At 65.1% G+C, this 18,314-nt stretch carries 15 protein-coding genes; 9 read left to right on the top strand and 6 right to left on the bottom strand.

Going from position 1 to position 18,314, the window contains the following annotated elements:
• The first annotated feature begins 24 nt into the window (after positions 1–24).
• The 9 genes from IAQ70_RS17295 to IAQ70_RS17255 are packed head-to-tail and all read left to right on the top strand — an operon-like array spanning position 25 to position 9,909.
• Complete coding sequence (locus tag IAQ70_RS17295) at positions 25–1,149, top strand: Gfo/Idh/MocA family protein (RefSeq protein ID WP_190990557.1); 1,125 nt, start codon at positions 25–27, stop codon at positions 1,147–1,149.
• Positions 1,146–2,141: an NAD-dependent epimerase/dehydratase family protein gene (locus IAQ70_RS17290; RefSeq protein ID WP_190990556.1), complete on the top strand. Its 996-nt coding sequence runs from the start codon at positions 1,146–1,148 to the stop codon at positions 2,139–2,141. Before IAQ70_RS17295 ends, IAQ70_RS17290 begins: the two co-directional genes overlap by 4 nt.
• Positions 2,138–3,304, top strand: a complete 1,167-nt coding sequence (locus IAQ70_RS17285; protein WP_190990555.1) for a DegT/DnrJ/EryC1/StrS family aminotransferase — start codon at positions 2,138–2,140, stop codon at positions 3,302–3,304. Before IAQ70_RS17290 ends, IAQ70_RS17285 begins: the two co-directional genes overlap by 4 nt.
• Positions 3,301–3,960, top strand: a complete 660-nt coding sequence (locus IAQ70_RS17280) for an acetyltransferase (RefSeq protein ID WP_190990554.1) — start codon at positions 3,301–3,303, stop codon at positions 3,958–3,960. The genes IAQ70_RS17285 and IAQ70_RS17280 overlap by 4 nt, the downstream gene beginning before the upstream one ends.
• Positions 3,961–4,010: 50 nt before the next feature.
• Positions 4,011–5,096, top strand: a complete 1,086-nt coding sequence (locus tag IAQ70_RS17275; protein WP_223860234.1) for a DegT/DnrJ/EryC1/StrS family aminotransferase — start codon at positions 4,011–4,013, stop codon at positions 5,094–5,096.
• Positions 5,093–6,556, top strand: a complete 1,464-nt coding sequence (locus IAQ70_RS17270; protein WP_223860233.1) for an oligosaccharide flippase family protein — start codon at positions 5,093–5,095, stop codon at positions 6,554–6,556. Before IAQ70_RS17275 ends, IAQ70_RS17270 begins: the two co-directional genes overlap by 4 nt.
• A complete protein-coding gene (locus IAQ70_RS17265) occupies positions 6,553–7,815 on the top strand; it encodes a glycosyltransferase (RefSeq protein ID WP_190990552.1) in 1,263 nt (420 codons plus the stop codon). Before IAQ70_RS17270 ends, IAQ70_RS17265 begins: the two co-directional genes overlap by 4 nt.
• 32 nt (positions 7,816–7,847) lie before the next feature.
• Positions 7,848–9,014 (top strand): glycosyltransferase, encoded by a 1,167-nt coding sequence (locus IAQ70_RS23215; protein WP_190990551.1) that lies wholly within the window; start codon positions 7,848–7,850, stop codon positions 9,012–9,014.
• A 13-nt stretch (positions 9,015–9,027) separates the two neighbouring features.
• Positions 9,028–9,909 (top strand): DUF6492 family protein, encoded by an 882-nt coding sequence (locus IAQ70_RS17255; RefSeq protein ID WP_190990550.1) that lies wholly within the window; start codon positions 9,028–9,030, stop codon positions 9,907–9,909.
• A gap of 64 nt (positions 9,910–9,973) precedes the next feature.
• Here the strand turns inward: IAQ70_RS17255 and IAQ70_RS17250 are convergent, their stop codons facing one another.
• The 6 genes from IAQ70_RS17250 to IAQ70_RS17225 form a co-directional block, all read right to left on the bottom strand.
• Positions 9,974–11,293 carry a hypothetical protein gene (locus IAQ70_RS17250; RefSeq protein WP_223860232.1) on the bottom strand — a complete coding sequence of 440 codons (1,320 nt, stop codon included), beginning with the start codon at positions 11,291–11,293 and terminating at the stop codon, positions 9,974–9,976.
• A 113-nt stretch (positions 11,294–11,406) separates the two neighbouring features.
• Positions 11,407–12,294 carry a chain-length determining protein gene (locus IAQ70_RS17245; RefSeq protein ID WP_190990549.1) on the bottom strand — a complete coding sequence of 296 codons (888 nt, stop codon included), beginning with the start codon at positions 12,292–12,294 and terminating at the stop codon, positions 11,407–11,409.
• Positions 12,294–13,625: an O-antigen ligase family protein gene (locus IAQ70_RS17240; protein WP_190990548.1), complete on the bottom strand. Its 1,332-nt coding sequence runs from the start codon at positions 13,623–13,625 to the stop codon at positions 12,294–12,296. The genes IAQ70_RS17245 and IAQ70_RS17240 overlap by 1 nt, the downstream gene beginning before the upstream one ends.
• A 103-nt stretch (positions 13,626–13,728) precedes the next feature.
• The gene (locus tag IAQ70_RS17235; protein ID WP_190990547.1) at positions 13,729–15,699 is read right to left on the bottom strand and encodes a WecB/TagA/CpsF family glycosyltransferase; all 1,971 of its coding nucleotides are present in this window, start codon (positions 15,697–15,699) and stop codon (positions 13,729–13,731) included.
• 309 nt (positions 15,700–16,008) lie between these two features.
• A complete protein-coding gene (locus tag IAQ70_RS17230; protein WP_190990546.1) occupies positions 16,009–17,346 on the bottom strand; it encodes a M18 family aminopeptidase in 1,338 nt (445 codons plus the stop codon).
• Between the two features lie 48 nt (positions 17,347–17,394).
• Complete coding sequence (locus IAQ70_RS17225) at positions 17,395–18,300, bottom strand: intradiol ring-cleavage dioxygenase (RefSeq protein WP_190990545.1); 906 nt, start codon at positions 18,298–18,300, stop codon at positions 17,395–17,397.
• Between the last annotated feature and the right edge of the window lie 14 nt (positions 18,301–18,314).

The raw sequence follows: 18,314 nt of genomic DNA, 5'->3' as shown, positions 1-18,314 counted from the left end.
ACCTCCCACTGAAAAGGAAGTGACATGAGAACATTCCCTAACCCGTTCCGCGTCCCCGCCCATCAACAGCCGACGCCGAAACTGAAGATCGCCGTCGTCGGTGCCGGATACTGGGGGCCGAACCTCGCCCGCAACCTGCAGGCCAGCCCCGACTGGGACTTGGTGGCTATCTGCGATTTGGACATCGAACGGGCAGCAAAGCTGGCCGCATCCGTGGGTGACATTCCCGTCGTCGAATCCCTTGACGAACTCCTGGACACCCTGGACGTGGACGCCGTGGCGATTGCCACACCAGCGCGGACCCATTACGGGACGGTCATGACGGCGCTGCGCGCCGGCAAGCATGTGCTGGTGGAAAAGCCGCTCGCGGACAGCCGGGCCCACGGGCTGGAGATGGTGGCTGAGGCGGAGGCGAACGGCCTCGTGCTGATGGCGGACCACACTTACTGCTACACGCCGGCGGTTCTCAAGATGCAGGAACTGGTGCAGGAAGGCGCGTTGGGCGAAATCCTGTTCGTTGACTCCATCAGGATCAATCTCGGACTCGTCCAGCCCGATGTGGATGTGTTCTGGGACCTGGCGCCGCACGACCTGGCAATCCTGGACTTTGTGCTTCCCGGCGGCCTGAACCCTGCCGAAGTTTCCGCGTTCGGAGCGGACCCGCTGGGTACGGGACGCGATTGCGTGGGGCACCTGAATTTCAAGCTTCCCAACGACGCCACTGCCCACGTCAACGTGAACTGGCTGAGTCCAACCAAAATCCGGCAGATGGTGATCGGCGGATCGTTGCGGACCCTCGTGTGGGACGACCTGAACCCGCAGCAGCGGCTCAGCGTTTACGACCGGGGCGTCAGCCTGGACCGGCAGGCGAAATCGGCGGGGGAAAGAAAGGCATCGGCAATCTCCTACCGGCTCGGTGACACCTGGTCGCCGGCGCTTCCCGAGAGGGAGGCCCTGGGCCAGGTGGTGGAGGAACTGGCCTCTTGTATCCGGAACAAGCGGGAGGCCCGTACGGGTGGTGCGTCCGGCCTGCGGGTCCTGTCCGTATTGGAAGCGGTGACGCACAGCCTGAGCATGGACGGACAATCCGCGCCCGTGGCAGGATACGAGCTGGCCGGCGCCGGCGCGCAGTTTGGGAGTGCGCTGTGAGCGAGCTCCAGGGGGCCAATGTCCTGGTGACCGGCGGAGCCGGAACCATCGGTTCAACGCTCGTGGATGCCCTCCTAAACGCCGGGGTGAACCGGATTGACGTGCTGGACAATCTTGTCCGCGGCCGGCTGGGCAACCTTGAGCGGGCGCGGGAAAGCGGGCAGGTTGAGCTCGTCCGCGGAGACATCGGCAACCGCGACCTGGTTCACGACCTCACCAAGGGCAAGGACCTGGTCTTTCATCAGGCAGCCATCCGGATCACGCAGTGCGCCGAGGAACCCCGGCTCGCCCTTGAGGTGATGGTGGACGGGACATTCAACATTCTTGAAGCCGCCGCGGAACACAAGGTGGACAAGCTCATCGCAGCCTCCAGCGCCTCGGTCTATGGCATGGCGGAGGAATTCCCCACCACTGAACGCCACCACCACGCCAACAACGACACCTTTTATGGCGCCGCCAAGTCGTTCAACGAAGGAATGGCCCGGAGCTTCCACGCAATGACGGGCCTGGACTATGTGATGCTGCGTTATTTCAACGTCTACGGACCCCGGATGGATGTCCATGGCCTCTACACCGAGGTCCTGGTCCGGTGGATGGAAAGGATCATGGACGGCAAACCACCGCTGATATTCGGCAGTGGCCTGCAGACCATGGACTTCGTGTTCACCGCAGATGTGGCCCGGGCCAACGTGTTGGCCGCCACGAGCGACGTCAGCCAGGGCATCTACAACGTCGCAAGCGGAACCGAGACCAGCCTGCTGGAAATGGCGCAGGCGCTGCTGCGGGTCATGGGTTCGGACCTGACCGTGGAACACGGCCCGGACCGCCTGGTCAACGGCGTGGTCCGCCGGCTGGCGGACACAACGGCCGCGCGGCAGGACCTCGGATTCAAAGCAGAGGTGGAACTCGAAGAAGGACTTCGCGAACTCGTCAGCTGGTGGAAGCCTCTGCGGGAAGAAATTGCAGCGAGCAGGAAAGTTGGTGTCCGATGACTGCAGAAACAACCGTTGCCCGGATCAACGTCATGAAGCCGTGGCTCGGTGACGAAGAAGCCCAGGCACTGGCGGAGGTGGTTGCCTCCGGCTGGGTGGCGCAGGGGCCCAAGGTCAAGGAATTTGAGACCGCCTTCGCTGCCTCGCAGGAAGTCCAGCACGCCGTCGCGACCTCCAGCTGCACCACGGCTCTGCATCTCGCCCTGGTGGTTGCCGGCATCGGTCCGGGAGATGACGTGGTGGTGCCTTCGCTGTCGTTCATTGCCACTGCCAACGCGGTGACGTATGTGGGGGCCCGTCCCGTCTTCTGCGACGTCGACCCTGCCACTGGCAACGTGACTGCAGAGACCATCCACGCGGCGCTGACGCTGGACACGCGCGCCGTCATCGTCGTTGACCAGGGCGGCGTGCCGGTAGACCTGGATCCCATCCGCGAACTCTGCGACCGGCACGAGATCACGATTATCGAGGACGCCGCCTGCGGCGTGGGGTCCCAATATAAGGGCCGGCCGGTAGGCACCGGGGCAGACGTGACCGTCTGGTCGTTCCATCCGCGCAAAATTCTCACCACCGGGGAAGGCGGGATGCTCACCACGCAGCGTGCTGACTGGGCTGCGCGTGCCCGGACGCTCCGGGAACATTCAATGAGTGTCTCCGCGACTGACCGGCACGGTTCATTGCTGGCGCCGCCGGAGGTCTATCTCGAGGTCGGCTTCAACTACCGGATGACCGACCTGCAGGCCGCCGTCGGGATGGTGCAGCTGCGCCGGCTTGCCCGGATAGTGGAGCGGCGCCGGGAAATAGCGGCGGCGTATGTTGCCGGGCTGGCGGGGGTCAAGGGCCTGCGGTTCGTGTCTGATCCCCCCTACGGCACCACTAATTTCCAGTCCTGCTGGGTTGAGGTGCTGCCCGCTTTTGCAACCAGCCGCGACGGCCTGTTGTCCCGCCTCGCGGATGCCGGCATTTCGGCCAGGCGTGGCATCATGGCCGCGCACCGCCAGCCCGCGTACCGCGGACGCGACAACGGCAACGCGGGGCTGCGGCACACTGAGCGAATGACGGACCGGACACTCATCCTGCCCGTATTCCACGAGTTGGACACCGTCAGTATGAACCGGATCATCAACACGATCCAAGCCGCCGCAAAGGGAGTAGGCCCGTGAGTGAGCTGATTCTGGTCGCCGCCAGTGGCCTGGCTCGTGAAGTTTTGGCCATGGTCCGCAGCAGCGGTCAATACGATGTCGTAGGCCTGCTTGATGACGACAAGGAGATGGCAGGCGTCACCGTCGACGGGGCGCCGGTCCTGGGAACCATCGACGACGCGGCCAGATACACGCACGCCTTTGTCCTGGTGTGTCTGGGCTCCGGAAAGTCGCGGGAAATGGTGGTGGACAGGCTCAGCGCCATGGGGCTGCATGAGGCCCGGTACGCCACCGCGATCGACCCGTCCGTGCAGTACCCGGAGGGGTGCCGGATCGGCCGGGGCAGCATCCTGCTGCGCAACGTCACGCTGACAGCCTCCGTCACCCTGGGCTCGCACGTGGTGGCCATGCCGTCGGTGACGTTCACGCACGACGACGACGTGGCGGACTTCGCGACCTTCGCCGCCGGAGCGTCCCTGGGCGGCGGCGTCCGCATTGGCCGTGCGGCTTACGTGGGGATGAATTCCAGCGTCCGGGAACGGACGTCGGTCGGAGCCTACGCCACCGTGGGGATGGGCGCTGCGGTGCTCAGCAATGTGCCGGACGGCGAGACGTGGGTGGGTGTCCCGGCCCACGCAATCCAACGGGAGGCTTTCTCCATCGGGAGCGGACAATGAACCCGGGACGGACGGTCCGAGCGGAAACTTCCATCCCCTTGGTGGACTTGATGGCCCAGCAGGCCGACGTGAACGCGGAAATTATGGAAGAGCTCACGGAGGTCTTCCGCCACGCCGCCTTCATCGGCGGGCCGGCCGTGGCAGAGTTTGAGACGGCATATGCCAACTTCCTGGGCTCCCGCCACTGTGTGGGCGTGGCCAATGGAACCGATGCGCTGGAGCTGGCGCTGCGGGCGGCTGGCGTCGGGGCCGGCGACGAGGTCATCATTCCGGCAAATACTTTCATCGCCACAGCCGAGGCGGCGAGCCGAATCGGAGCCGTCCCGGTGCCGGTTGACGTCGATCCTGACTATTTGCTGATTGACCCGGAGGCCGTGGCCGCCGCCGTCTCGGCGCGTACGCGGGCCATTGTGCCGGTGCATCTTTTCGGCCAGACGGCCTTCGTGGAGCGGCTCATTCCCATTGCGTCGGCCAGCGCAGCCGTGATCGTCGAAGACGCCGCGCAGTCGCAAGGTGCCACACGGTTCGGCCGTTCGGCGGGAACTCTGGGCCTGGCGGCGGGAACCAGTTTCTACCCCGGGAAGAACCTGGGGGCCGCTGGCGACGCCGGTGCGGTGGTGACGGATGACAGCGCCGTGGCCACCCGGGTGCGGACGCTCAGCTCCCACGGGAGCTTGCGCAAGTACGAGCACGACGTCGTCGGGTTCAACTCCCGCCTGGACGCCGTCCAGGCGGTCGTCCTTCGCGCGAAACTCGCAAAACTTCAGACCTGGAACCTGATGCGGCGCGCCGCTGCTGAACGGTACAGCCATCTGCTCGCTGACGTGCCGGGCGTGGAACTCCCCCGCGAAGCTCCCGGCAACGTGGATGTCTGGCACCTGTATGTTGTTCGTGTTCCTGACCGGGATGCCGTGCTCGCCGCCCTTCAGGCCGCGGGAATCCAGGCCGGGGTCCACTATCCTGTGCCGGTGCACCTCAGTGGCGCGTACGCCGGCCCGGGAATGCGTGAAGGGTCGTTCCCTGTTACGGAGGAAGCCGCGGGCCGCATCCTTTCCCTTCCCCTGTTTCCGCACATCACGGCCGCGCAACAGGAACGCGTCGCGGGGGCCCTGAGCACGGCGATGAGCCGGCGATGACTGATACTCAGCGGCGCCAGGGGGCTTCGGGAGCCTTCGGCTGGAGCGTACTGAATACAGTGCTGTCCCGCGTGGGCACCCTGGGCATCGGCATCGTTCTGGCGCGCGTCCTGGGGCCTGAGTCTTTCGGCACGTTCGCGGTGGCTCTCGTGGCCCTCATGGCAGTACTGAGCTTCAATGAGTTGGGCGTGTCCCTCGCCATTGTCAGATGGCCGGGGAATCCGGCAAAGATCGTTCCCACAGTCAACACCATCTCCGTCGTTGGGAGCGCCGTTTTCTGCGGGGCGGCGGTACTGGCGGCGCCGGTGTTCACCGCCGCCGTGGGGGACCCCGAGGCCACCGACGTCATCCGCATCCTGATTATCAGTGTCTTCATCAACGGCGTAGTCGCGTCGCCGGCAGCCCTGCTTCAGCGCAACTTCCGCGAGAAGACGAGGATGGGCATCGACCAAGTCAATGTGTGGGTTGGCGCGGCAGTTTCGCTGGCTCTGGCCTTTGCCGGAGTCGGGGCCATGGCGCTGGCCGTTGGCCGGATTGCCGGCGGCCTGGTGGCAGCGGTCATGTTTTTGCGGGCATCGCCCCTACCGTACCGGTTCGGATTGGACCGGGACTACCTGATGCCGCTCCTGAGGTTCGGCCTGCCGCTGGCCGGCACCAGCACCATCTTCTTCGCCATCGGTTACGCTGACCAGCTAACCGCGGGAATCCTGCTCGGAACAACCGGCCTGGGTTTCTACGTGCTGGCCTTCAACCTCTCCAGTTGGCCGGTGAGCATCCTGGCGCAGCCGTTGCGCCGGGTGGCACCAGCAGCGTTCTCTGCACTCCAGCACGACCCGTCAGGACTCAACGGCACACTGGGCGCCATCTACTCGGTCCTCCTTTGTGCGGCACTGCCGCCCATGATCTTCCTTGCCGCCAGCTCCGAACCACTGATCAACCTGATCTACGGGACTGCCTGGCTTCCCGCGGCCGCCGTGCTGTCCTGGCTGGTAGTAGCCGCCTTTGTAAAGATCATCTGCGACCTCGCGTACGACTTCCTTGTGGTCCTCGGAAGGTCCGGCACGGTCTTCATGATCCAGGCCGGGAGCCTCGTGGTTCTGATTCCCGCGCTCATCTCCGGGGCGCTCCTGTTCGGGCTGGCCGGCCTCGCGGCGGCACAGGCGCTGGTCACGGGCCTCGTCGTCCTTCCCTGCTACCTGCGCCGGCTTCACCGGAACGGCGTCAGTTTCGAAGTTTTCGCGCGCGCCACCTGGCTCCCGCTTCTGGCGGCCCTTCCCGTCGGTGCACTGTCCCTTGGCTTTGCGCACTGGATTGCGGTTCCGTTCTGGGCCCTGGTCGCAGGGGGCAGCACCGCCGTCGTGGTCACGTCAGGTCTGCTGTGGCTGCGGCGCGACGCACTCAAGGCACTCCGCGCCCTTGGCGCCCCAGCCGCTACAACCGAAGTGGAGCTTGTTCCGTGAAAATACTTGTCTACCCCCACGACCTGAAGATGGGAGGCAGCCAGCTGAACGCCATCGAAATCGCCGGAGCCATTCAGCAACGCGGACACGAAGTGGTGGTCTTCGGCCGGCCGGGTCCTCTTGTTGAACACATCGACAGGCTTGGACTGGAGTTCGTGGAGTGCCCTGGAATCCGCCGCCGCCCCTCTCCTGCCGCGATACGGGCGCTGCGGCGCCTCGTGCGGGAGCGCGGCATCGACGTCGTGCACGGCTACGAGTGGCCACCGTCTTTGGAGTGCTACCTTGCGGCCCACCAGATGCCGGGAACAGCCGCGGTTTCCACCGTCATGTCAATGGCGGTCGCACCCTTCATCCCGGCCCACATGCCGGTTGCCGTAGGCACGGGGCAGATAGCGGCAGCCGAGGAGGCGTTCGGGAGAGACTCCGTCACGCTGTTGGAGCCACCCGTTGACGTCGCCAGCAACCGGCCGGGGCTCAGCCTCGACCAGGCCGGTTTCCGGGAGCGGTGGGGCCTTCGTCCCGAAGCACAAATCGTGGCAGTAGTGTCACGACTGGCGCGCCAGCTCAAGCTTGAGGGAATCCTTGCAGCGATAGAGGCGGTATCAGCCCTTTCCGGCACTCAGGATGTGCAACTTCTGATCGCTGGCGACGGCCCGGCGCACGATGAAGTTGCGGCCTGTGCGGCCGAAACCAACAGGGTCCATGGCCGCTCAGTTGTTGTCCTGACAGGCGAACTCCAGGACCCGCGGGCAGCGTACGACGTCGCCGACGTCTGTCTCGGAATGGGCGGATCGGCCCTCCGGGCCATGGCATTCGCCAAGCCCCTGGTGGTCCAGGGCGAAGAAGGATTCTGGGAGCTTCTGACTCCCGACTCGGTTGATCAGTTCCTGTGGCAGGGCTGGTACGGTGTCGGCACGGACGCCCCGGCCGGAGCGGCACACCTGACAGGTATCCTCGCGGAACTCCTGCCGGAACGCAGCCTGCGTGCAGAACTCAGCAACTTCAGCCTGTCGCTCGCGAGGGATCGTTTCACCCTTGAACGGGCAGCAGACACGCAACTGGACATCTATGTACGGGCACTCCATAAGGGGGGAAACCCGGCCTCAACCCTGGCTTCCGACTGCCGCGCAGCGGCCAGCTTCGCCAACTATGAGAGCCGGCGGATGCTCGCTCGCTGGACCGGCCGGGAGTCTGCTGAAGACTTCAATGCCAAGCCCGTGGCGGCCATCCACTCCCAGTTTGTCCGGAGTGCCCGGTGACGGGCGTGCCGGGGTCCACACAGGCTCCACTGGTGTGGATTGCTGGAACGGGCTGGGACGGTGTCGCCGGAACCGACCGGCGCCTTGTCGAGGCGGTGTCGCAGTACCGGCAAGTCCTGTGGGTTGACCCTCCCGTGGCCGCCTCGCCGGCACAGATATTCGATGCCGCGCGAAGAACACTCACGGGCGCGGGCAACGTGGCAGCCACGGAGTGGGTTACCGGCTCCGTCCTCCGCCTCCGCGTCCTCGCTCCGCCGGGTGTCACTAGGCCGGGGATCCGCTCCATTACTGCCGTGTGCCTCAATCGGGCTGTCATCTCCGCACTTGCCTCTGTCGGCTGGCTCCCGGAGGCCGTCGTGCTGGCCTTCCCACAGGCGAGGTTTCCTGCCCGGGTCCCGGGCCGCCGGATCTTCTATGTCACGGATGATTGGCTGGCAGGGTCGGGCCTGATGGGGTTGTCGAGGCGGGCCATGAAACGCGCCATGGCATTCAACGTGGAGCGCAGCCACGTCGTGGCCGCCGTCTCCCGTTCGCTCGTGGAACATCTTCAAACGATGCTTCCTTCGAGGCAACCACACCAGCCGGTCGGTACCCCCGAGTTCGTGGTACTCCCGAACGGGTGCCCGCAGCCGGCAGCTGGCGACCCGCCAGTGCGGGACAACGTGGCCGGACTTGTGGGGCAACTGAACGAAAGATTGGATCTGGACGTGTTGGAGGCTGTTGTAGCCGCTGGCGTGCAGGTCCGGGTCATCGGACCGCGTACCGACCGCGATCCTGGCTTTGGGCGCCGCTTGGACGCCTTCCTGGAAATGGACTCGGTGGAGTGGCAGGGTCCGCTGGACCCGAAAGAACTTCCAGGGCAACTCGCAACCCTGGGCGCAGGTCTCACTCCCTACACGGATTCGACTTTCAACCGTGCAAGTTTTCCGCTGAAAACGCTGGAATACCTGGCGGCGGGACTCGGCGTGGTGGCAACCGACAGTCCGGCTGTCCGTTGGCTCCGGACCCGTCACGTAACCGTCGGCCGCAGCCCGCAGGACTTCGCGCAGGCTGTGGTCGAGGTACTCCGGAACCGGACCGACGGTGCAGGGGAACTCGATCGCCGCGCCTTTGCCGCCAACCATACGTGGGACTCCAGGGCCCGTGAATTCCTGAGGCTGGCCACCCCCTCCCGGGCTACCAGCCAGGCTGACGCCTGAAAGGACAGCTGCCATGACTGCTGTGCAGACGCTTTCCATTGTCACCCCGAGCTACCTGCCCGATCTGGAATTGTGCCGGGATCTTCAGACCTCCGTGCTCAACTTCACGGCTCCCGATGTCGATCAGTTCATCATTGTCCCGGCGGCTGACCGTACTCACTTCGCGGACCTTGCCGGGGCCAGGACAAAGATCCGCGACGTAGGTGACTTCCTGCCGCGGAGCATGGTGAAGGTCCCCGCGATGAACATGTGGGTTAACGCCCGCAGACCATTCCCGCCGGTGCGCGGTTGGGTTGCGCAACAGATCGTCAAACTCGCGGCGGCCGCAGCGATGCCTACTGATGTGGTTCTGCTCCTGGACTCCGATGTTCTCCTCATCCGGTCTCTGACGGCCGCATCGTTTGCTCCGAACGGTGTTCTGCAGCTGTTCGAACTTCCGGATGGGGTGGATGCCACGTTGCCCCGCCACCGAGTGTGGCATCACGCAGCAAGGCGCATGCTTGGGCTGCCGCCTCTAACAGCAGGCCTGCTGCCCGACTACATCTGCTGGCCCTGCGCGTGGTCGCCCGCAATCGTCCGGGACATGCTGGCCCGCGTGGAGTCCGTGACAGGACTACGCTGGCAGACGGCGGTGGGCCGGGAACTCCATTTCTCGGAGATGATTCTCTACGGCGTCTACGTCAGGGAAGTACTCGGTGCGGAATCGCCTGTGGACACCACCGCAAGGATGCGATGCGTCAATCATTCGGACGAGATCCCGCTGGATGAGCAGTCCCTGCGATCCATGCTGGACGCCGTCTCCCCCGAGGACCTTGCGATCATGGTCTCGGCAAAGTCCGGAACCGACCTGACAACCCGCCGGTCAGTTCTCAACGCCTTCCAGGCACCCGCCTGACAGGGTCCTCGCGCCGGTGCACTTCCTGAATGGCGCACCAGCACCACCACCACCAGGCAACGCCTCAACCCAGGGCGACTGGAATCCGGTAGATGTGATGGGTGTATTCGAAAGGAAAGACGTCGGTGAAGGTGGAGTTGCTGATGGGGATGCTTCTTTGTTCGCCCACCACTTCAACAGCCGTGGCCGCGAACGACGCCGGCAGCGTGAAGGTCCGTGAGCCGGGTTCCGTTCCGAGGGCGAGGGAGGCGAAGACATACGCTGCGCCGTCGTGCGCCTTCAGCATGGTGTCTGAATCCGCACCGAAGTCCCACTCGTAGGACTGGGTGTTGAGCACGGGGGCCATCGCGCGAATGCGGGAGATGGCGGTTCGGATGAGCTCCTGGCGGGGCAGGGGGGACTCAACCAGGGAATAGTTCCCATTGATGCCGTCGTTGTTGTGCTGGAAAAACACAATGCCGCGCGCTTCATGGATGATGGCGGACCAGCAGGCACCTTCGATCTGGTCCGGCAGTATGGTCGAGGCGCCCGCTTCAGTGAGGTAGGGCATGGCCGTTTCCACCAGCATCCAGTTGGGTTGGACTCCCGGAGACGCCTGAAACGCCCGCATCCGGTCAACCAGCCAGCCGTAGGTTGCCGAGCGTGCCACAGGAACCCCTAACGGCCAATGCGCCGATGCCACAACAGCAACACCGGTATGCGGTGAGGTATACGCATAATTGTCAACACTTGCCGCATCCACCACGGACATGAAATCACCCATCGTGCCACGGGCCCAAAACGTTTCAAGAACGCCCTTGGAGTAGTTGGCATTGATGAACCTCCCGTCGTTGCGGGATCTGAGCCTGTCCACCTGGGCACGCATGTTGGCCAGGCTTTCCTGCGTGGTCGCGCCCCCGCAGCCCAGGCCCATGTCGCATTCATCGTAGGCAAGGAGCCCGACCGCCAGAGGATCCTCGCCGATCTCAGCGGCGGTGAATTCGTCCTGGGGGATGCAGAACATGCCTTCGGCGGTGGCGACGGAAAGGGGGTCGTTGTGCTCCACGGCCTGGAAAACATTGATTCCCAGTGATTTGAGGTGTTTGGCGTGTGCGGGTCTGCCGAAGAAGACCCCTACCGGAAAGAACGCAGGATCGGTCCAGCCAGCAGCTGCCGCCTTGCCGAATCGTCGCCAGTACTCGGGCCCGCCTTCCCAGGCGATGCGGGGCAGGTCCGTCATGGCAGGCGCCGAGGCTGCCTTTTCCGCTACCCCATCTGTCCGGCTGGCCTGTCCAGTGCCGCTGAGTACGGCGCCGGCGGTCCCGGCCGCGAGGGAGGCCGCCCCGATCCCCATGACAAAATTCCTGCGTCCGAGAATCCGCGCTTGCGGCTTGTCCTGTTCCATGTTTTGCCCCTTGTCTGGTGTGCCTGTCGCTGTTTGACGCTCCCCGGTGCCCGTGCCGCCAAGATGCCCCGTGGATGGGCGACGATCCATTTCAGCGCCGGGACCGGTAGGTGTTACCGCATGACCCGTTCGCCGCTTCGGATTTCGTCTCCTCTCTCTTCAGACGGTGACGTCCGGATTGACCGGCGCGTACTAGGTTGCGGCCCGGGGGGACGCTTTGCGGGGGTTGCCGCCGGAAGGGCGCCCGGCTCTTTGGCCGATGGGACGACATAATGCCACTTGGCGCTGCCTCCGCGCTCCTTGTCGTCGTTGGGTGTTTCCGGGGCATCTCCACCAGAAGTGGGCTGCTTCTTCTTGCGGTGCTGGTTCCGGCGCATCGACGCCGCCGACCTCGCCATGGAAACAGCTGCGAACATCAAGACAGCACCTCCCAGGACCACCATGACCACTGAGCGCAGCCTGCTGGAAAACTGTTCCGTTGCCTTGGCCAGCGGGGTCACGGTGAGGGCTGTGAACAGGAATCTGTCGTCGGCATTGTTGACTTTCTGGACATCGCGCAGGTTGCTCTCCAGTTCATTACCGAGTGCGGCTACTGTCTTGATCGCCAGGTCCTCGGAATCCGCGCTGCCCGTGATGGCGACAACAAATCCATTGCCGTTGATACCTTTGCTGACGGTGTAGTCGGTGCTCAGCCCCTTCGCTTGCAGTCCTTCGGCAACGGCGGTGGTGGTCAGCCGTGCAATCAGCACCTCGCTGATGAGCGCCTGGTCGGAAGATCGCAGGAACGGATTATCGCGATTCACGTTTGCCAGGCTCGCGTCCTGAAGCAGTTCGCGGTCTGACGGCAGGCGCGGATTGACGATCGCGTAACTGGTGTCCGCCTCGTAGTATCGGGGCCCAAACTGGAAAACGTATCCCGCCGCAACAGCGGTCAGCAAGAGCACTGGCAGGACAAACACCTTGTGCAGCCACATTGCCCGGATAACTGCCATCGGATCCATTAGATTTTTCCTTTATTCGTCAGAACATTTTCATTCTTGGTCATGATCCAGGCCGCTCCACCGAGCCCGATGAAGAGCGGATAGGTCAGGGCGAAGATTGGGAAAGAAAGGGAATCGAACGTCAATGAACAGACCATGCCCACGAAGCCGGCGGCCGCAACGGCGGCGGCCAGGCCGCGAAGGGCCGGGGCCTTGGCCGTCCGGGCTGCCAGCAGGGCGGCCACGCCAGGAATGACAAAGTAGGCCACAGTACATGCCAGCCCAACAATCCCCATGGTCACGGTGGCGTTCAGGTACTGGTTATCGAGAATGAGCTGGGCGTTCGCCGGCAGGTAGTTCCCCGGACCGGCACCGATGATGGGCCGCTGCTCGAACATCGCCGCGACGCGAGGGTAGTTGTTTGTCCTGGTACTGATGGAGGGATCGCCCTCTTCGGGCGTCAAGGCGCTGAAAATGGTGCTCACCAACCCTGGAATCCCCATGAAAAGGGCTGCGACAACAACCGGAAGGACAACGATTGTCCATCTGCGCGCGACGACCGGCAGGAAGGGGACGAAAACAGCCAGGGCAATGGAGGCTCCGAGGACCCCGGAACGGGAAATGGTTGCGGCGATCGCGAAGATCAGCAGCAACGTTCCTGCCCAGTGCACCCATTTGCGGCCCTTGGTGTCGAAGAGGCCCCGCCAGACGGAGAGGGGCAGGAGCATCGAACAGACCACGGCGAGCTCTATGGGGGTAAAGGTACTCCCGGCAACGCGCAGGAGCGCTCCCCGATTCTGGAAAGTGGTGTCACCACCGTTGTAGCTGAACCCGGGCATGATGCTTTGGAACCATTCCATGGGATTGATCTGCAGGAAGAACTGCGCGGCGGCTACCAGGCAGCAAAACAGACCACCAGCAAGGAGGGCGCGGACGAACATCATGACATCTGCCATGGTGCGTAGCGTCTCAGTCGCCACAAGAATGAGTGCGGCGCTGGCAAAGAGAAGAATGACGAATCGGTCAGCTGACGCCCTGGCGGCGACGGTGCTCGGCCCGGTCCATCCGGAGTAGAGACCGACGTAGGAAATGCAGGTACCCAGGAGCAGCAGGGCCAGCGCCATGCGGCCGGGGTGCCGGAACGGAATCGGATCGTGCAGGCCGAAAATACATGAACCAAACCACAGGACAAACAGCAGCAGAGCCAGCAGCAGCGGCACCGTTCCCGCTGCCCCGATGGGTTTGATGACCATGGATGACGGAAAGATGAAGATGGCAGCGGCCGTCACGCGAAGGAGCAACGGCACTTTTCCCTCGCGGGACGTCGCCGGGTTGAGGTCGGCCAGGACCATGCTCACCCCGTTCGCTGTGCGGACCGGGGCCCCGGCTGGCAGTGTCCCGGCGGCGTGCCCCAGACGCATCAATGTGGGCACCGCGGGTCGATGGAGTCATCTGTCACGGCGCTCCCGCTCCCGCGGTGCCGGATGGCGTGGGAGAAGCGGCGTAACCAGCAGGCATTTCCTCTGGTGTGGCGTCCTGGTACACCGTGGCGCGGGGCAGTTCATCCCAACGACGGGGCAACACCACCTTGCCCAGGATTCCGGAGCGCCCGGGGATCCCGGACCGCAGCAGCAGGCTCAGGCTCACGGCCGCGTGGAAAGCGCCGGCATAAGCAGGGTTCCGGTGTTTCCTGATGTAGCGCACCCGGTTGGCCGCCATCAAGGCGTCAAGGTCCGATGAGGTGCCGGAGCCGCCGCGGCTGTGCTGCATGATGGCAGTGGGTTCAAACCAAGCTGTGGCACCGGTTTCCCGTACGCGACGGAAGAAGTCGGTCTCCTCCGAATAGAGAAAGAACTGTTCGTCCCAGTTGCCCACGGCGGCCACGGTGTCCGCGCGGACCAGAAGCGCTGCTCCGGTGGCCCATTCCACGCTGTGTGCGTGGCGGTAGCTCTCGGCGTCACGGTCCATTTCAGAGAGCCACCCGGGACGGGCGGGGAGACGGCTGCCCAGGAGCGCATCACCCAGGGCACTCACCAGTGTCGGTTCGCGCCGCAGCGAAGGGTAGACGGAGCCGTCGTCGTCAAGGAGCAACGGAACCACCACTCCGGCGTTGGATGCAAGCATCCTGGCCCGCAGCGCACTGATGGCACCGGGCTCCACCCGTACATCCGGATTGAGGACCAGGTAGGCTGCAGCGGCTCCTGCCCGCTGAACGGCCATGTTGATCGCGGCTGCGTATCCCACATTGCCACCGGTGCGGAACGCATGGACGTCGGGATCATTGGCCGCGACAGCCATGGTCAGCGGTGTGGGCGAGTTGTCCGCCACAATCACCTTGATGGACTGGCTGCCGGTTTCCGCCCTCAGGTCATCCAGGAGAACCGGCAGGGTGTCCTCGTTGTTGTACGTGACCACCAGGACCGCGATGTCGGTGTGCTCGGTGACCGGCTGGAAACCGCACGGCTGGAGGCGGTTGCCTCCACTGGCTGCGGACACGCTGGCCGCTGTCCCGGGCTGCGCGTCCTGCAGGTTACCCGCTCCTTCCCACCAGCTGCGGTTACCCACGGGGCTGCCACTGTGCCGGCCCAGCTTCAGGTACGCCGGGGGCCCATCTACCAAGTATCGGGACGCGAGCCTGCGCGGCTCCAGGGCCAGCCGCCACGCCCACTCGAGCCCGGCATCCCGGACCTGTTCGGGCGCGCGGCGGACGGTGCCGGCCAAAAAATTGATAACGGCGCCAAAGGCGAGCAGCACTTTGGCGCCGCTCTGCCGGCCGTATTCCGTGATCCACAATTCCTGGCGCGGCTTGCCCAGGCAGACGAAGAGCATGTCCACACCCGTGGCCGCGATCTCGGCGGACAACCGCGATGCTGCTGCGTGATCACTCAGCTCCGGGCGCTCCGGCGACCAGAAGCCGGCAATGGTCAGGCCGGGGTAGTCCTCGGCGAGCCTGGTGCGTACCAGTGCATGTGTATCAGCCCGGCCGCCCAGGAATCCGACGCTGAGACCGTTTGCCTGGGCTTCCTGGAGGAGGGTCGGCGAGAGGTCGCTGCCGGCCAGGCGCGGCCACTGTTCTCCGGTGAGCTGGCGCGATCTGGTGACCAAGGGTGCGCCGTCCAATAAGGTCACCCATTCCAGGTCCCGGGTGGACTGCGCCATCCCGGCCCAGCGGCTGCCATGACCAAAGTGCTTGACGTGATCCAGGTTAGCGGAGGCAACAACGAGGGGCCGGGTCCCTCCGGTGATGGCGCGCCCCACAATCAGGGTGCGTGCCTCGTCCAAGGAGAGCAGGTCGACAGCGGTGCCGCCGAGCTTTACAGTGCGTTGTGATCGGGTGAAAGTTGGCGCTGCTGTTGGGCGCATCTGCACAGCGTTCGGGACGGCAGTGGCCGGCGTGGACCGTACAGGTTTGATAATCACGGACATCTGTGGGCTCCAGGGTCGCGGCGCACCCTGCGACGGCCGGATCAGGGGTCTGCACTCCCCGTACCGGCCAGGCACCAATGGTCGGCGCCCTGCCTGATGCGTCAGTCAGTTGTCACCGATACCCCGTCGCCGGGTGACCTGCTGGTCGCCCGCAAAGCAGTCCGGAACCGCGGACTGCTTTCCAGGGGCATCTGTGTCAAACCACCGTATGCATCCCGTTCATCCCCCAACCAGAGGGACGGGCTACTGCTGTGGGTATCCGCACCAACTTTGCGGACGGCCGCACGCCGCCCGGAGTGCCCCGAAGCGCTACACGGCCGTCCTGAAGAACAGCTCCGTTACCGCAGCCAGCCGGCGCGGGTCCTCCACACCGCACAGCTCCCGCGCCGAGTGCATCGAAAGCAGTGGAACACCCACGTCCACAGTGCGGATTCCCAAACGGGTGGCGGTCAGCGGCCCAATCGTGGAGCCGCACGGCATCACGTTGTTGGACACGAACTCCTGGTAGGGCACCCCGGAGTCAGCACACAACCGCGCCCACAAAGCCGCGCCGGGCGCATCGGTGGCGTAGCGCTGGTTGGCGTTGATCTTCAGCAGCGGCCCGCCGTTGAGCACCGGGTGGTTGGCCGGATCGTGCCGCTCGGCATAGTTCGGGTGGACGGCGTGCCCCGCGTCGGCAGAAACACAGAACGACGCCGCCAGGGCCTGCCGCCGCTGGCTCACCGTGGCGCCAAGTCCGTCGGAGACGCGCACCAGCACATCCTCAAGGATGGGACCGCAGGCTCCCGACCGTGAGTTCGAGCCGATTTCCTCGTGGTCGAAAGCGGCCAGTACTGCGACCGGCGCCGCCGCAGCAGAACCTGCACCGGAACCGGCGTCAGACTCTGCAGCAAAGGAAGCGTGCGCGATCAACGCCGCCAGCCCCGCATGGGTGGCGGACAGGTTGTCAAGGCGCCCGGACGCGAAGAACTCGCTGTTGGCCCCGAAAACCGCGGGTGCCTGCGTGTCCGCTATGACGACGTCGTACCCGCCGATCTCCGCCGCGTTCACGGAAACGCCTGCGGGCACATGGGACGCCAAAACACCCAGCAGGTCCACGTCAGCGGGGTTCCCCAGCCCCCAGACGGGGTTCATGTGCCGCTGCTTGTCCAGGGTCAGGCCATCGTTCACGGCACGGTCCAGGTGGATGGCAAGTTGCGGGAAGCGGAGCAGCGGACCGGTGGCCGTGAGGTGCTGGGTCCCGTCCAGCATGACCAGCCGGCCGGCCAGCTGCAGCTCCCGGTCCAGCCAGGAGTTCAGGAGCGGACCGCCATAGACTTCCACGCCGGCCTGCAGCCACCCGAACGCACCCGTGGTGGGTTTTGGCTTCAGCTTGAAGGACGGCGAATCCGTGTGCGCACCCAGGATGTTGAACCCGGTGGTGGGTCCCGCGCCGTGGGGCACAACCCAGGCGATCAGGGCACCGTCGCGGATCAGGTAGAACGAGCCCGCCCCGCCGGACCAGGGCTCCCGCTCGTCCAGGCCAGTGAACCCGGCTTTGTCCAGGCGGCGCGCGGCCTCGTGGACGGCGTGGAAGCTCGACGGCGATGCGCTGACGTACGCGGCAAGGTCCTGGATGTGGTCTGCGGCGGCAGATGGTGAAGGCATGGTTCCGAGTCTAACGCCGGCCCCTGCGCCTCAAGCCGCGCCCGGCGCCTACAGCGTGACGTTCAGGCCCGCGGTGTAGCCCGTGGCGGCCGAGCCGGTCATCGTGGCCAGCTGGTAGATGCCGCCGTCGTCCCGGAAGACATTGTCATTCTGCAGGGTGGTCCGCTTCATGTTCGCCACACTGTCCTCGTAGCCCGGAGTGGCGTAGACGTCGTCGCAGGCGGCCTTCGTCAGCGCGACCTGGGAGACGGCGAGCACCTGCCCGGCCGCCGTGGCGTTGCTCATCGATTCGAACACCTCGAAATGGATATGCGGCCAGCGGCCGGAATAGGCGCCGGGGAAAATGGAGGTGAACGTGACCTGCCCGTTGGCGTCGGCTTCCTGGACGCCGCGGAGGTAGTTTTCGCTGGCCAGGCCCGGATCGTAGAGCGAATACCTCCCCTCGCGGTCGCAATGCCATGCGTAGACTGCGGCCCCGGCAAGGGGAACGCAGCCGTTGGCGTTGTCCAGCAGGGTGAGGGTGAAGGTCAGCGGCACACCGCCGGCCTTCGCGCTGCCGGTCCCGAAACTCGAGGTAATGTCCTGCCGCACCACTCCCGACGCTGCCAGGACGTTGGGTCCGTTCGAACCGTCACCGGGGAACGGGCCCGCGGTCTCCGCCGGAATCTCAACGCCGCACTCGGCGATCGCCCGGGTGAGCGCCGGGCTGGCGGAGGGCGACGCCGTCGTGCTGGCTGCACCGGATGAAGCGGCACTTTCGGTGGCGGCCGACGTCGACGTGCTGGCTGTGCTGCCCGACCCGCCGTTTCCCGATCCACCCGGGGTGCACGCGGCCAGGGCCGCTGCCGCGCCGCCCGCGCCGAAGAGCACGCCAAGTGAACGGCGGCTCATGAGGGTGGAGAGATCGAACTCGAGGCCGCGGTCGTGGTCGCGATGCGGAACGTGATTGCTCATGGCTCCATCCAACC

Source organism: Pseudarthrobacter sulfonivorans (assembly GCF_014712225.1).
In the GTDB taxonomy this organism is placed as follows: domain Bacteria; phylum Actinomycetota; class Actinomycetes; order Actinomycetales; family Micrococcaceae; genus Arthrobacter; species Arthrobacter sulfonivorans.
Note: the sequence above shows the minus strand (reverse complement) of the source record. Positions and strands in the feature narration are given on the sequence as shown.